We start from the raw sequence: 15,934 nt of genomic DNA on the forward strand, positions 1-15,934 counted from the left end.
GCGTGGAGGTTTTGATGAAGTAGGCGTTGCATAGGGTGGGGTATTCTCTTGAATTGTTTGTTTGCTTTGTTCCCTATCTCTTATGCGTGGAGGGGGCGGTGGTGCAACCTTTGTGCGGTGTGACAAAGTCTCTGAGTGTTGTTGGACAGATGATTTGGGCACATTTTGAGAAACTTGGTGAGGTGAGGTGCCGTTGGTGGGAGATTGTTCAGCTTGTTGTTGAAATTTTTCTATCATTGCGGCTATCAAAGGGGAAGGATTTCTTTTTTTCATGCATGTTTCCTTTTAAGCTCTTCCAATATTGTTTTAAAATACTATTTAAGAATGTACGTTGGTGTTTATTCTGTTTTATGCTTTTTTACTGGCTCTTATGAGAGAGGATATGAAACTGAATGGTTTTGCAAGATTTGGCTTTATTGATGTAAATCATAATTACTCTCTCAATATTGTTTTAATCTCAATACTTTATCAATAGTTTAGATTAAGTGCTGGGAGAATAAATTTTGTTCCAATATCGCCTCTTTTGCTTAACGCAAATGATTTTTGCTATGTGTTTGCGTCAAGGAGCAGATTTAAGGTGAAAACTTATGTCTGTTTAACTGGCAAAAGCCAGCGCTTTTGGTAGCGCAGTTTTGCGTGAACGAAGATCTGTTTCTCTTTGCTGTGTAGAGCTTGTTGCCCCTTCATGAAGAATGATTGTTGTTGAAGGCTCAGTGTATTCAGCAGAGCGTAATAAGTGTTGTTGTTGATGCAAGTCTTGCGTTCTTTCAGATGCTTCACGGTGCTCTTGTTTTGCTTGCTGGGTTTGTGAAATGCTTTCTTTTACCTGTATTACAGCCGTTGCATAATTGTCAGCTGCGTCAATTAAGTGAGAAAGACCCGCTTCAGCATGTCTGCGTGCTTTATTTTTAAAGCCACATAGGTTGACACCCGCGTATTTATGAAAAGATTGAGGGGCGCCGGCAAGTTGCTGTGTGAGCTGTTCTATCGTTTCAGGGTTTTGGAAAAGCTCTTCTACTTGTGATTGCAAAATATCTGATTTACCAAAAACAACTTCGCACCAATAGTAAATTTGTGCATGGTGTCTTTTAACTTTTGAATGGTGATGAATTTGGGTAGAAATTTCCGCTTCTGAAAGGCTTTTTCTTTCATGATGATCTGGTTTTTGCAGAAGTTTAGCGATAGCTTCCTTCCCCATTAAGTATTCATAGTTTTTGAGTTCTTGCTCTGGAGATTGTAATAGGCTCTCTTTTGCATGTTTTACGGCTTCTGTATAACAATCAACGGTGATACATAGAGCGGAGAAACTTTCTTCCGCTTGTCTGCGCGTTTGATTTTTAAAGCCAAACACGCTGGTGCCGGAAAGTTTAGCAAGACTTTCAGGATGGGCTGTCATGCGCCATGAGAGTTCTTCTCCTGTAGCAGGATTTTTTTGAATTTCTTCCAGTTTTTCTTGTAAAATTTGGGGGTTGCCATAGGCACTTTCGGATAAACGTTCGATTTCTTCTTGATATGCTCGAATCAATGAATGGTGTGGAAGTAGTTTAGTGATTTCTTCTTCTGAGAGCATTATGGTTGCCTTTTGTGAAGCAACAACTGATGAAGCAACGGTTGTGTGTGTCGTTTCAGGTTCTGGTGGTCCTTTGATCGAACTGGTTTCTGTTAGGGATGTTGTTTGATTTGTTTTCGGAACGGATGCTTGTGCAATTTCTTCAAAAACCGTTTTTTCTCTTAAAAGAGAGTGTCTTTCTTCATTTTTTTCTGGTATAGGGGACAATCTTTTGCTTTTTGAAGGCGTTTTTGTTTGAAGGGGGGCTGGAGATGAAATTTCTGCCGCAGCTCTTTCATAGAGCTTTATAATTTCTTGTATTGAAGAGGATGGAAAAGGGTGAGGATCATCTTTTTTCATACATATTTCCTTTTAAGAGTTGTTCTAGAAAACCTCTTTGGCGCACTCTTGTCCTTTATGCTTTGAGCGTTTTTAGAGGAAGATATCAAAATTGAGTAGCCTCCAAAGATCTGTGATACTTGTGACCAGCTTAATTGATATTTGTGTCTTTTATACAGTTTTTTTGTGAAATTTTATCAATAAGTTATCGTAAATTACAGGATTCATTTTTAGGTCTATTTTTTGTAACGTTCTAAAACAATTTTTGGCGCAATCACGATCAAATGATTTGCGCCAAAAAACTAAATAAAAAAAGAAATTACATGAAAAACAAAAATTCATCTGTTTTTATGTTTATGCCCCCTTATATGGCATAAGAAAATCCTTTGTTGTGCTCATGTCTTTGTCGTTGAGGGCTGTGTTCTGGACTATCTGGCTTTTGTCCTCTTTCGTGATGATGGCGATGATGATGATGGGGTCTGGCATCTTGCGGAGAATGTTCTTGCTGGCGTCGTTGTTCCGCCATAGGGGTTCGCAACAGCTGTTCTTTTACTTTTTCTACAGCTTTTGTGTAACCATCAATGGCATCAACGAGATGGGGAAAACCGTTTTCAGCTTCTTTGCGTGCTGAACTTTTTATGCCAAGTGCATTGTGGCCAGCAAGCTTATGAATAGATTCAGGCTTTGCTGCAATTTCATATGAGAGGTCTTTTCCTTTACTGGAATCTGTAAGTATTCCTTGCAAGTGTTGCTGGAAAAGCTTGTCATTGCCATAAACAACGTTACCCCAATGTATCACTTCTTCTGCATATGCTTGGACCTGTGGATTTTTTAAAAGCATAACAGTTATTTGCTCAGTTGTAAGTGAAGAAGAAGGCCTTCCTCTTTGTTGTGGAGCCACCTCTGTATAGTCGGTTTCAGATTCTTGTTGTCTTTGAGGGTGATGTTTGCCTCTTGAATGAGGAGGCTTGCTGTTAACTGATGCGTATAGAACTTCAGCCTCTTTCTTTGGGGGAGCAACTTCTGTATAGTCGGTTTCAGATTCTTGTTGTCTTTGAGGGTGATGTTTGCCTCTTGAATGAGGAGACCTGCTGCTAACTGATGCGTATACAACCTCGTCTTCTGGGGTTGGGTGGCGCTGTTCTTTTCTATTTTGTTTATTAACTTGTGCATAGAGGGCTTCTGGATTTGCAGAAGGATGTGGATGATGTTTTTTCATACATATTTCCTTTCAATATTTTTAGAAAACCTCTTTGGTGCATTCCCCACTTTTAGTTTTGATAACTTTTATACAAAGAAAGATATCCAACCGAATGATCTCCAAAGATTTCGCGCTATTCAGAGTCAGTATAATAGACATTTGTGTCTTTTATACAGTTTTTTTATGAAATATTATCAATAAGTTATAATAAATTACAGGATTCATTTTTAGGACTCGTTTTTGTAACATCCTGAAACACTTCTTGGTGCAATCGCAATGAAACAATTTATACCAAGAAGCTCTATGAAAAAAAGATTAAATGAAAAACAAAAATTTATCCATTTTTATATTTATGCCTCCTTACATAGCATAAGAAGGTCTTTTCTCTTCGTGTCTTTGTCGTTGAGGGCTGTGTTCTGGACTGTCTAGGCCTTGTCCTCTTGCGTGACGATGATGAGGGCGGTGGTGGTGATGATGTCCGTGTTCTGTGTCTCTTTCTGGGCTTTCTTGTCTTTGACTTCTTTCGAGCTCACGTGTAAACTCTTTGTGGAGCCTTTGTGTTATATGCACATGTTTCTCAAAAGCTGAGAAAAGGCTGCTAAAGCCATCTTCAGCGGCTCTGCGTTCAGAGCTTTTTACACCAAGGAGTTGTCGACCAGCAAGCTTAGCAGAACTTTCAGGATTTTCTGCAAAATCCCATAGGATATTTTCCGCATTTTGGGGATCGTTAAGAACTTTAGCAAGTTGTTGATTCAAAGCATGTTGGTTATCATAAACAATTGTGCACCATTTTTGGACTTCTTGTACACTCTGTTGAAAGTGCACGTTTTTTAAAAGATTTGTTGTAAGCTCATCTTTGGGGCTTCTGGGGGGAGGGGTTGTTCTTCCTGAGCCAATTCCTGCGTAAAGGGGATTTTCCAGTTGTTGGGAGTCTTGTCCGCCCTGTGCACCGATGCCAACTGTTGCATACAAAGATTCTACAGGTTTCTGGGAAGGATGCCCATTATCTTGATCAAAGTTAAGCTCTGAATAGAGATGTTCTTCTGGTTTTTGGGGAGTGCGCCCGCCGTTACTAGATGGTTCATAGAGGGGATTAGTACGGCGTTGGAATTCTGGATCTCCCGTTGACAGATTAACTATTTCATAGGGCTCTACGAGTTTTGATGAAGATGTTACAGGCGCCCTTCTACTATTCGGTGCATCATAGGCTCCTTCTGGTGGTTGTTGGGGAGCATAGATAGTTTCTGCTAGTGGGGTTTGAGGGGCATAGACAGTTTTTTCTATTGGTTCTGGGCTAGGCTGTCTTTTGGGGGATTTATTAACCCTTGCGTAGAGAGGATCTGGGTTAGGATTTTCTTGGTTCTGTTGTTCAAATCGTTTTCTTAGCTCATCGACAAGGGAAGAAGATGGTGGGTGACTTTTTTTCATGGCTGTTTCCTTTCAATATTTTTAGAAAACCTTTTTGATGCATTCCCCACTTTTGTTTGATAACTTTAAAATGTAAGGAAGATATCAAATTGAATGACCTCCAAAGATTTCGCACTATTCATATTCTATATGTAATGGATGTTTATGTCTTTTATACAGTTTTTTTATGAAATTTTATCAATAAGTTATATAAAGTTTTCGAAAATCTTTATGATGATTTTTTGTAACATTTTAAAACAATTTTTGGCGCAATTGAAATGAGAGTGCTAAGGTATGAGAAAAGTTCAAAGCACTCTTTTTAGCCTGTTAGAGCGAGCGATGAGGAACGGCTAAATTTCAGGGCTGGGGCTTGACATTGTGCTTCTTTGGTGTGCTTGACAGTTTGTGCAATTTCTTTTGCTTTGCTCTTTGATGTACCAAGTAGGCAAGCTAGTCTTGTATGATCTTTATCTTGTATGGCTTTACGATCTTCTGATGATAGACGACTGTACAGTTCGCGCGCAAAGCTCTGGAGCTCCCGTCGTAGTTCTCGAGAATTCAATAAAGCTTCTCTTTGTTGTCCACTTGGTAAGGAAAAAAGGTTTTGTAAATTTTTTCCAGGTTTTTCGACCGCGTGGCTTAAGCGATTTTGTTCTCTTTGGTGGGTTTCTAAAATTTCCTCTCTTGTTTGTTGTGTTATTGCAGCATAATTTCTAAGAGCTTGGCTGAGTTGTGGAACAGCTTGTTCTGCATGTCTGCGGCTTGAGCTTTTCATGCCAAATATTTTTCTTCCTGCAAATTTAGAAACTGATTGAGGGTTTTGTAGAATTTCATCAGCAAATTGATTGCCTAAGCTTGGATCTGCCGTTAAAAGAGCCATTTTTGTACTGAAGGTTTGCGCTCTTTTATAAACAATCTTTGATAAATTTTCGATTCTTTTTCGGCATCCTTCAACATAGGGATCAGTTGAAGTCTTTGTGAACAGTTCTTCATGTGTAAGAGAGGCTAATGTCTCTTTTGGGATTAGTGTTTCTTTGAAGCTTTGAATGTTGGTTTTTTGAAAGCAGAGGCGAGCGCCGTTCTGGAGTGTTTTGACAAGTTCTGGGGGAAGATCATCTTTATGGCCGACAACGAAATCACCATTTACTTCCATAACAAAACCTTCTAATGAAGCACCTCTAAAGATGCCATCGTAGGTTACACCTTCCTTTGCCGCAAGAACAACACGATTGTTAATTTCATCAAGCCCAGCATCTCTCATTTGGGTGATGAATTCCTTTAAAACAAGGGATTTTTGTGGATGAGTGATCTCTTCAAAAAGATCTTTCATCGGTTGGGGATTGCCATATTGTATGGCTTCAATGCTGGCTGTTGTCATGCGTTCTTTTGTGATGAAAGAAAAATCAACTTGGTGTCCTGCGGCTTGTCCAAGTTTTTCCATAAACATTCGATTGACGCGTCCATTGCCTTTTCTGAAAGGATGTGCATGCTCGAGCGCCATAAAAACTTCAGCAGCACTTTCAGCAAATTCTTGGCGCGATAAGCCTTGTAAATTATTATTTTCGCTCAGTGTTTTTTCGAGTTGGTTGAGCTCTTTTTGAATCTGTGGGCCAATGGCAAAAGGAATTTCATAGTCCTTGGGACGCATCGCTGGCATATGGGCAGAGGTGCCATCTTCAAATGTAAAGAGTGTATCACGAGTTTGTCCCGCCCATTCAAAAGTTTTGTAGAAGAGGCTCCAGTGAATTAATTTGAGATAGGTGAGATCAAATTTTTGTGGAAGTGGTTCATAACGAAAATTGATGGCTTCTTTGGCGGCGTCGTGGGCACAGCGTTCATACAGTTTCTGGGAATCTTTTATACCATATTTATTTTTTAGTGTTGAGGTACCTTTATATAGATAATTTTTTTCTAACATATCATTTCTCCTTAGAGGATAAGGCGGTTGGTAAATGAGCGTCTTTAAATGCCGCATGTGAAAAATTCCCCTTCGCGTATTTTTTAAAACTCTGAGTGTTATAAGAGGGAGAATTATTCCCTCAAATGTATGGGGGTAACGGTTGTGACTTTATGAGGAAGAATGGCTGCATCAACCGTTTTGTGATGCTTTTGAAAGGCATTTTGTGAAAAAGATGCAAAATGATCTATCGTGATTGTTTTCATGCATATTCCTTTTTTCATTTATTTTTGGAAAACTTCTTTATGTTTTTTATTATCTTGTTGCGTCGTAAAATACTGATATTTAGGGTGTTGCTATGAATCTCGTGAGGAGGAGAAAGATGGATTTTTTACAAATCAACTCTGGATGAAATCTTCCTCCTTTGAGGTATGGGAAAGAGGACAAAAAGAAAAATATTGCTTAAGATTTTTGAGGTTTTGCTTTTAACAAAGTTTTTTGCGTTTTTTGCAAGAGAGCTTTGAAAGAGAGAGGCGATACAGTGGGTAAGATCACTTTTGGTTATCGGATAGCATAGACATTTTTCATACATAGCAATCAGGTTGGTAAGTTTATGGACAAAAGCATTCATTAAAAATTTTTCTCCATTATGTTTTTATTATCAATTCAGATGAACGTCTTATTCGTATATTATTTACTACAAAATGTTTTTTTATGTTGTGTTATTGCTCTTATTGTATTGCGCTGCTTTAAAATCCATAAGAGGCAAAACTTTTCTTTAGATGGGGAGAAAAGCGTTTTTTCAGCGCTTAATCGTTAAAATAGAACACGCGATGATATCGTAAAGGGGGGAAACTTTGTATCAGAGTTATTTATTCATTTTGGTGTATACTTCTGAGTGTTTTTTTGAAAAATCGCTGTTTTTGAGTTGAGATGTTTTGAGAGCTTTTATCTCAGAGGTAAATCTTTTGTTTTTTTAGATTTGATATTGGTTAGTAGCATTGTGAAATGTTTTGGGTTGATTTTGAAATGTTTTTGTTTGTTTGTCGATTAATGGGGCATAAATTATTTGTGAAAACCTCTTTAAGAATGTGGCTAGAAGCTTTTCTAAGTGGAGATGTTAGTTTTGTTATTGGTGGGTTTTAGGAGGGATGTTTTTTATAGAAAGACGATAGATGCTGGTAAAACGATGCACAAAATATAAAAGGAAAAATTACGGATTTTTTTTATCGTATTTTGCTTGGGGATAGGGGCGAGAAAATTTTTGGTTTCATGAGCTTAAAAAAAACAGAAATGTATGCTTTTTTCTATCTTGGTTGCTATTCTTTTCATGTTCAATATCTCACAAAGAGGGGAGCTCGTAAGGGGAGTATTCATAGAAGGGGCTAGTTCTTCTTTTGTGGGGCAAAGCGGTTTTTTGCCGCGGCGGCTAACATTTCTTTTCTTCTGAAATAAATGGCGCGGCCACATCGTAAGGGAGGTTGTCCTTGCATAAGAATAATTTGTTCATCTTGACGCATTTCTTGAATAATCTCGTGGGGTAAAATGAGCGCTCTTTGTTGGTAATTGACGTTGTAAGAGCTTTTGCCTAAAGATAAGCCTCTTGATTTGTTCGTTCCGGTGACTTCAACGGTCATTTGACCACAGCGCTCTGAAATGTCTTTGGCAGTTTGGAGGTCTTTAATGGCAGCATAGCTGACAAAGGAGCAGCTTTCAAACCATGAACGTGCTCCTGACTCGCCAAAGTGATTAACCAACTGACCGGAGGATTGGTAGAAGAGCATTAAGGAAGTGCCGTATTTACGTCCACGATCGCGAGCTTCTTCTAAAATATTCATATATCCTAGAAGATCAACTTCATCCAAGACAAATAAAACACGCTTTTTATAGTTACCATCCGCTGTAACCATGGCATTGAGAAAAGCACCAATAATCACACGTCCAATAGCTGGATAACTGTTCAAAATGCTGGCAGGGAGATTGAGAAAAACATCTGTATTACCATTGGCAATATCTGAGGAGGAAAAATCGTCGCCGCAGACAAGATCTGCGTAATTAGATAAGGAAAGCCATTGGGTATCTTTGGAAGCCGTTGTATAGACTCCTGAAAAGGTTTGCTCTGCCATTTCCGTAAAAATACCAACCATTTCACGAATAAAAGGAGAAGGTGTTGTGTCTTGAATCATACGTAATTGATTGACAACAGCCGTTTCTGATTGAGAAAGAATTCCACGCAATGTTTTTAAATTGCGCTCATCTTCTTCATATTCATCAGAAAATATAACATGAGCAAGAAGAGCTGTTAAAAGATTATGAGCTTGTGTTGAGAAATATTCCGCTGAAGAATTATCTGATTTTTTATCTGTGAGAAGTAATTTGGAAAAGCTTACGATATTCGCTTCTCGTTGTGTGCGAGGTACGTTGTCATCTAAAAGCCAATCGATAACATTAAAATTTTTTGTTAAGAATGAATTGGGATCGAGAACAATAACATTTCTATTGCCCATCTTTTGACGGGCAAATTTGACCATGGGGGCAACTTCTGTTGAAGGATCAAGACAAACAATAGATCCTGGATAGGTTAAACACGTAGGAACCACTGTACTTGTTGTTTTATAGCCACCAGAACCAGCAAAAAAAATCATATGGGTTGAACCAAAATCAAGATTAAAGGTGAGCAAAGGGGCTGAGCCACCTTTGCCCCATGTTGTTTTATTGCTAGGAGAAAAGGGTATTTTGCACACATTATCTTGATCAACACGGTATCTTTCTCCCACAACAATTTGCCCATTGGCAGGAAAGATTTTTGCTGCCTCGCTTAATTTCATCCATGAAGCATCACCAAAAATAGCTTTCTTGGCACGCTTAATCTTACTTTTAGGTGGAGCGGTTGTGACGCATTGAATGACGGAAAAAAAAATACCAATGATAATGCCAAAGATAACCATGGGATCCATGAATTGAAGAGCATAGCTCCACGTTATGCCTTGTTGACCAACATAGGGACTTAGACGTTTTATTTCACCACCAACATAGTAAAGAGCCGTAATTCCAAAAAAAATAATCGAGACAAAAGTGATGACTTTACGTAGATACAATTTTTGCGAGAGACTATAAAATAATGAAATAGCCGCTGTTAGTGCTAAAATTAATAAAGGCTCTGAACGAAGAGTCCAATAAATTTGATCGCTCTTTAGTCCATTTGTTATAAATAACAAAAAATAAGGAACAAGGAATATCGTTAAAGAACCTAAAGCAATAGGGGTTAAAATAAGGGCCATTTGTGTCTTGGTATATTTCATTGTATTTTACTCTCAATTCTATCAGAATATACTGCAAAATGTTCTTTTTTCAGCTGTGCGATATTAACGCTCTTTCCTTTTTCAAAAATGCAGATAACACTAAAATAGTTTTCGTTTAATAAGCCCTTTTCATGAAGAGAAGGGATTTATCCATGCTTAATAGGCCATAGAGAATGTTTGCGAACGATGTATTGTACATACTTGTGCGTGCTGGTGTGCTTCTTTGGCTTGCTTAACGATTTGTGTAATTTGCTTCGCCTTATTTTCTGATACGCCAATACTTGTAGCCAGTGTTTCATAATCATTCTTTTGAATTGCTTTATGTTCATTTGGTGAAAGACGGCTATTGGTATTTTTTACAAAGTTGGTCAGTTCTCTTTGAAGTAAAGGATTTTGGGTTAAAGCTTCTTGCTGTAATTCTTTTTGTAAGGCGAAGAGAGCTTGCAAACTTTGACTTGGCATTTCTATTGTTTTTGCAAGGCGATTTTGTTCTGTTGCATGCTCTTGCTTAATTTCCTTCTGAGCATGTTTGACTGCATGCGAGAAATTTGCAACGGCTGTACAGAGCAGATCAATATGATTTTTAGCGTTTGCACGGGCTTGAGTTTGGAGTCCACATAAACTGAAACCTGTAAGACGAGCAACGGAGTCCGGTGTCTTTTCAATCTGATTGGCAAGCTGTTGGCCTAAGGCTGGATTTTTAATAATTTCAATCATCTTTTCATCCAATTTTTTGTGGTTACCATAAACAATTTTTGACAATTTTTGGATTTGCTTTCGAGCAGTGTGGACACCGGCATCTTCTGAAACGAGTTCGGAAAGTTCAGTTTTTCCTAAAGGGTCTAATGCTTCTTTTGGGATAAGCGTGTTTTTTAACTCTTGTGTTTGTGGGACTGTAAAGGTAAATTTATCACCCGGTTGTAATGTTTTGAGTTGTTCTGGTGTGAGATATTCTTTAGCGCCGATGATGTAAGCGCCTTTTACATTAAAAGCAAAACTATCATGACCAGCACCTCTATAGGTACCTGTGTAAGTTTCACCTTCCTTTGTGACTAAAACAGGACGATCATTAACATTGCGTCCAAGTTCTTTCATATTTTGCATAAATTCTTTTAAAAGATGAATTTTTTCTGGATTGGAGATATCTTCAAACAGATGTTGCATCGGTTCTAGGTCACCATGTTCTGCTACTGCAATACTGGCGAGCATCATGCGTTCTTTTGTAACAAGTGAAAAATCAAGCTGATGGCCTGCGGCTTGAGCAAGATTTTCAAAAAATGCCCGTTGTGTGCGTCCATTGCCTTCTCTAAAAGGATGGAGGTGGTTAAGGGAATTAAATAGATTCATTGCTTCAGTGTTAAATTCTTCGCGCGTTAAGCCTTGTAAATTATTTTTTTGGCTGAGCGTTTGATCTAATTTTTGTAAACCTTCTTGGATTTCATCACCGAGTGCAAAAGGATTGTCCCATCCTGTTCTTTTCATTTCGGGCATGGAGGCTGTGGTGCCATCTGAAAATGTAAAGGGGAGGTGGCGAAGATGTCCAGCCCATTCAAAGGTATTTTTAAACAAATCATAATGAATAGAGCATAGATAGGAACTATTAAACTGTTCCGGTAGCGGGGCTTCACGCAGATTTACCATCGCTTGAGCTGTATCATGGGAACACTTTTCCAGAAAGGATTTTAAGTCTTTTATGCCATATTTGTTTTTGAGTGTTGTGGTGTTTGGATAGACATAATGATGAGGAGAAGTTGTCTGTATATTTTTTGTTTTTGCTTTTGCTTTTGGCATGGTTACCTCCTTATAACGTTGTGTTGTCCATCAGAGTGTTAAATTCTTCTAGTGAAATATTTCCCCTTGCATATTCTTCTAAAATTTTCAGCGTTTTGGAATGAAGCGTTATGCCCTCTATTGCGTGGGTGCTGATAACTGCATCAACGGATTCACGGCGTTTTTTTAAATTTTTTTCTGTCTCCGATGAAAGATTTTTTTTATTTTCATTTTCTGTTGTTTTGGTTTTCATGCATTGTTCCTTTATATGTGCAATTATTGCTTTAAAAGAGCATTTAGCAGTTGGCGCCGGTGTGAGTTTTTTTTAGTTGCCTCCAAAGATGTTTCGTTGTTTGAAGGGATCATAATAAATTTCTGTGACCCTAAATTTTCCTTCAACTCGTTTACATTGAATGATGATGTCAATCATGGAAATCAATAGGCCTCTAATATCATCACGCTCTAAATCACTTCCTCCTTCACTTTCTTTGACCAAAAGGGTCATTTGCTCAAAGGCAGCAAGAGCTGTTGAGGCATGAACCGTTGTAATGGAACCTGGATGACCTGAATTGACATTGCGAATATAATAAAAGGCTGTACCATCTCGAAGTTCTTGCAAAAGAATACGATCAGGACGCATGCGTAAAGATGATTCAAGCAATTCTTTGGGGCCAACGGAGGCTAAACCTTGTCCATCTTTTGAATAGATCATCGAGACATGGTTAGGGTGCGGTATCACCAATTCTTGGGTGTCTTCAATGGTGATAATACGCTCTTCTTGAGGAATTTTGGCAATTAATGCTTTTGATAATGTTGTTTTACCCGAACCAGTTTTGCCCGCTATTAAAATATTTTTCTGATATTGTACAGCTTGATTTAAAAAAGAGATAAAGTCTTTATTGCAGTAAGCAGTGGCTAAGTTATGCTCGATGGCTTTGAGTTCGTTAAAACGAGAAGGATAATCATTCAAAGGTGTAAAAGAGATTTGCTCACAGAGTGAGAAGAGGCCTTTATTTGCGAGCTCTTCAAGAGAAAAGCTTTGCGATGATGGTTTACGAATTGTCATACTAATTGTGTCTTTTTCAACAGCCGGTGGAATGACAATTTGAATGCGCTCATTGCCTGGGAGTGTTGCAGATAATATTGGGTTTTTATCTGATATATTTTGTTTAGAATATGAAGCGATAACTTTCGCAATGCCCATAAGCTCATTAAAAGAAAGAGCCGGTGCTTCTATTGTTTTCCAGCCATCAATACCTTCAGTCATCACCTGATAGGGACGATTGATAACAATTTCAAAAAGACTCTCATCTTTCAAAAAAGTACTGATGGGGTCAAGTTTTGTAAGAACAATCGCGATGGTTTCATCGTTCATGGTATGTAAGTTTAGGTTCATTTTAAAGGTATCGCAGAATTATTGTAAAAGTTTCTTGAAACAGCTCGATTGATAATTTGTTTTTTATTTTCAATGATTTTTAATTTATAAACGCTAGAAAAGTCTAAATCACGAGCCACAAAGATATTCACCATTTCTCCTTGGTTTTTCGATAATGTTGGAGGAATATTGGCGTAATTTTCGACAATAATATTTGCAATTTGTTGTCCTGAAGAGATTGTTTCATTCTCTTCTTTGTCTTGTTTTTTGGATAAACGTTTATTGGCATAGCTTGTTACATCTTTTATCAGGGATACAAGAAGCGCAGATCCAATCCTCTCTAGCCAATGGTTATCAATATCTCCATCCATACCAGAACGTCCTAAAGCATCTGTTGCCGGTGAAGCTAAGGATATAATGACACCGTTAGGAGTTTGAGCTCTATTCCATAGTACAAAAAGACGGGTTTGACCTTTTTTCAAGCCGGCGCGATATTCACCAACAATTTTAGTGCCTTTATCAAGAAGGACAACACGGCCATTGTCTGATAAGATATCTCTGGAGACGATACAACTGGCAAAACCTTGTTGATCACTGTTAATGGCTGTTTCTAAAATACAAGGGATAGAAGTTCCCATCGTGATGATGTAATTTCGATTGCCAAGGGTGGAAGCACGAATACCTTCAAGCACCGTGGGTTTCAGAAGATGATTAAAGCGTTGTGTTGTCTCATCAGGTTTGCTTTCAAGTTGGTGAGATAAAACATCCTTATTTATTTGTGAATTTATTTGGCCTCTTTGGGTCTGCGCATACGCTAATACAGGAGCACGTTGGGCCGCTTCCAAAAGTGAATCATTAGGGTTTGATTGATTGACTGTTGGGGTGGGCAGATCAATTTTGGGTAATAGAGTATTATTTTGTTGAGGCTGTTTAGGAGAAGAAGGAGTAGGCTTTGCAGGAAGAAAAAGCTCTGTTTGTTTGATAACTTTTTCTTCTTTTAATGTTTCAGTCGGTTGTTTCTTGTCCGTGACAAGTGTTGAATAGGCTAAATAAAGACAGACACTGAAAAGAATCACAAGAGCGATTGCTTTCCCTACATTGCTTTGTTGGCTTTTTCCTTGAGCATTTTTTATTGTATCGCGATCATTAATGTTTTTTTCATCCACGTCGTTATTCATGGCTGCTTCCTATGTTCACTTTACGTTGTACAGATGGTGATGTCGTTCCCGTTTCAGGATTAATTCCTTCTGGAAGGAACCTTTTATTAAAGATGCACAATACTTCATTCCCACGACGGAGCGTGAATTGTGCAGATGTCGCATGAACAATGACCTTGTTGCCTTTAATCGATTTGGGAATAAGGGATTCTTGCCCATCAGGCGATACAAGGTAAATGGCAGGGATTTCAATATTGCCTAAAAAGGTAAAAGTTGTTGTTTTCCCATTATCATAGACAGAAATAGGCTCAATGAGGGCAGAGCCTTGAGCTTCATAAGCCCAATTACGTGGTCCATAATCTTCATGGATATTAAAAATATCATTGACAAAGTTTTCTTCACGTTGTTCAGCTCTTGCTGCTTCGGCTAACTTTTTACGTAAGGCTTCATCTTCTGGATAACGAAACTTTACTAAGAAATAGGTCTCATTACCGGCTGAAACATCACCTTCACGAACTTTCAGTTCAAATTGATAAGAGCGTTGTATTCCATCTGGACGGCTTGTGACAATTTGTAAATTAGTCACAGGTTGAACTTCTCGTGGTTTAAGAAAAACAAAATGGCCAGCTGGAGCAACTTGCCAAGCAACGGAATTTCCTATCCCTACATAGGTTACTTCTTCATCATCGGCAAATTCCAGTTGAACTGAAGAGCGAATGGAGCCAATGATTTGAGTAACGTTGTAGGGATCATAATTGACAAATCTAATGCGGCTATCTTTGCGTGCACTGATAGGCGCTGTTTCTGAAAATGAGGGCGCGGTGTAAAAAATGATAGTGATAGGAAAAACTAAAAAAATTGTTTGTAAAAGTTTAATCATTTTATCACCTCTGGATCAGATCTATATTCCGAGACTTGAAACCCAAGCGGATTGATGAGACGGTCAGACGTTGAAATGTGTGCGTTAACGTAAGAAAAATTTAAGATTGCAATCCAATGGGAAATATTTTCTTTTTCACTAAAGTCTCTGACCGTTTTATAGTAACGAACTTGAATGAGATTCTTGCTTATAAAAGAGATTGATTTGATTGTGACCGTAGCAATCATGTTACGGTAAATATTTTGTGGACTGTCTGGATTATGGCCAGCATACCATTTTGCAAAACGATTTTGTTCTTTTGGAGAAGATAAAAGAGAAATCAAACGAAAATTGTTTTCTGCTTCTGAGGCTTGAAAACTTTCACGAGCACGAACGTATTGGCCAGCAAAATAGCGCGTTATCGCTTCATCATAGTCGTTAGGGGATTCTTTTAGGGCACTTACAGTATCAATGATGCCTGTTGAGTTATCAACGCGGATAACAAAAGGCTCTACAGTTTTCAAAGGCGTTAAAGCTGCTACCGCTAAAGCTAGGGCAATCGTCATCAATCCAAAAAGCACTGTTAAAGCCATGGAAATTTTCATCCGCACGCGCATGCTATGCATGCGATCAATGTCAAAAGAGCGTGCTTCTTTTATATATTCTTCAAGGGCATCACTTTTCACGCGTAACCTCCACAGTTTTATCAGATTGTGCTTTATGAATAACCGGCTTTAATAGAGCTGGATTAAAGGCCGAAGCAGCTGTTGCTTTTTCACTTTCCAAAGTATTGAGAATAATGGCGCTGGTAACAGGTTTTACAGCCTTTTCTTGGTGGACAATGTTTTTATTGGTCCAATTCCACTTGTCTTTATTTAAAGCACGTGTATGTTTGCCATCACAGCGCGGTGGTTTTTTCGGCCCACTTAAAGAGGCACAACCGGTAAGGGCGATTGTTAGGACTATAACAAAAGTTATTTTTCGTTTCATTTTTTGAACTCACAAATAATACAACGCATGAGAGCCTTTATTTTGAACAATTATAAAAGTTGATGTGATGCAAGATTTTGATTGGCTA

At 38.3% G+C, this 15,934-nt stretch carries 13 protein-coding genes and 1 pseudogene; all 14 read right to left on the bottom strand.

All coding sequences use genetic code 11. The features are described 5' to 3' along the window. Positions 1-273: pseudogene (locus tag MCY_RS09635) on the bottom strand (BID domain-containing T4SS effector); the annotation flags it as partial. 322 nt (positions 274-595) lie between these two features. Continuing rightward, positions 596-1,909, bottom strand: a complete 1,314-nt coding sequence (locus MCY_RS05950) for a BID domain-containing T4SS effector (protein WP_007347475.1) — start codon at positions 1,907-1,909, stop codon at positions 596-598. Between the two features lie 343 nt (positions 1,910-2,252). Beyond that, complete coding sequence (locus MCY_RS05955; RefSeq protein ID WP_007347476.1) at positions 2,253-3,107, bottom strand: BID domain-containing T4SS effector; 855 nt, start codon at positions 3,105-3,107, stop codon at positions 2,253-2,255. Between the two features lie 342 nt (positions 3,108-3,449). Further along, positions 3,450-4,517 carry a BID domain-containing T4SS effector gene (locus MCY_RS05960; RefSeq protein ID WP_007347477.1) on the bottom strand — a complete coding sequence of 356 codons (1,068 nt, stop codon included), beginning with the start codon at positions 4,515-4,517 and terminating at the stop codon, positions 3,450-3,452. 298 nt (positions 4,518-4,815) lie between these two features. Beyond that, complete coding sequence (locus MCY_RS05965; RefSeq protein ID WP_007347478.1) at positions 4,816-6,414, bottom strand: BID domain-containing T4SS effector; 1,599 nt, start codon at positions 6,412-6,414, stop codon at positions 4,816-4,818. 113 nt (positions 6,415-6,527) lie between these two features. Further along, a complete protein-coding gene (locus MCY_RS10190) occupies positions 6,528-6,659 on the bottom strand; it encodes a hypothetical protein (protein ID WP_007347479.1) in 132 nt (43 codons plus the stop codon). A 1,119-nt stretch (positions 6,660-7,778) separates the two neighbouring features. After that, complete coding sequence (traG, locus tag MCY_RS05975; protein ID WP_007347481.1) at positions 7,779-9,695, bottom strand: Ti-type conjugative transfer system protein TraG; 1,917 nt, start codon at positions 9,693-9,695, stop codon at positions 7,779-7,781. Positions 9,696-9,851: 156 nt separating this feature from the next. Continuing rightward, entirely contained in the window at positions 9,852-11,486 is a 1,635-nt protein-coding gene (locus MCY_RS05980) for a BID domain-containing T4SS effector (RefSeq protein ID WP_007347482.1), read from the bottom strand. Positions 11,487-11,496: 10 nt separating this feature from the next. Further along, positions 11,497-11,718: an antitoxin VbhA family protein gene (locus tag MCY_RS05985; RefSeq protein ID WP_007347483.1), complete on the bottom strand. Its 222-nt coding sequence runs from the start codon at positions 11,716-11,718 to the stop codon at positions 11,497-11,499. Between the two features lie 72 nt (positions 11,719-11,790). Beyond that, entirely contained in the window at positions 11,791-12,861 is a 1,071-nt protein-coding gene (gene virB11 / locus MCY_RS05990; protein WP_007347484.1) for a P-type DNA transfer ATPase VirB11, read from the bottom strand. Next, on the bottom strand, positions 12,858-14,018 hold the full coding sequence (gene virB10, locus MCY_RS05995) for a type IV secretion system protein VirB10 (RefSeq protein WP_007347485.1): 1,161 nt from the start codon (positions 14,016-14,018) through the stop codon (positions 12,858-12,860). The genes virB11 and virB10 overlap by 4 nt, the downstream gene beginning before the upstream one ends. Continuing rightward, positions 14,011-14,877 (bottom strand): P-type conjugative transfer protein VirB9, encoded by an 867-nt coding sequence (gene virB9, locus MCY_RS06000; protein ID WP_007347486.1) that lies wholly within the window; start codon positions 14,875-14,877, stop codon positions 14,011-14,013. The genes virB10 and virB9 overlap by 8 nt, the downstream gene beginning before the upstream one ends. Next, the gene (locus tag MCY_RS06005) at positions 14,874-15,542 is read right to left on the bottom strand and encodes a VirB8 family type IV secretion system protein (protein ID WP_007347487.1); all 669 of its coding nucleotides are present in this window, start codon (positions 15,540-15,542) and stop codon (positions 14,874-14,876) included. Before MCY_RS06005 ends, virB9 begins: the two co-directional genes overlap by 4 nt. Then, complete coding sequence (locus tag MCY_RS06010) at positions 15,532-15,846, bottom strand: lipoprotein (RefSeq protein ID WP_007347488.1); 315 nt, start codon at positions 15,844-15,846, stop codon at positions 15,532-15,534. Before MCY_RS06010 ends, MCY_RS06005 begins: the two co-directional genes overlap by 11 nt. Between the last annotated feature and the right edge of the window lie 88 nt (positions 15,847-15,934).

This window comes from Bartonella rattimassiliensis 15908 (assembly GCF_000278215.1).
In the GTDB taxonomy this organism is placed as follows: domain Bacteria; phylum Pseudomonadota; class Alphaproteobacteria; order Rhizobiales; family Rhizobiaceae; genus Bartonella; species Bartonella rattimassiliensis.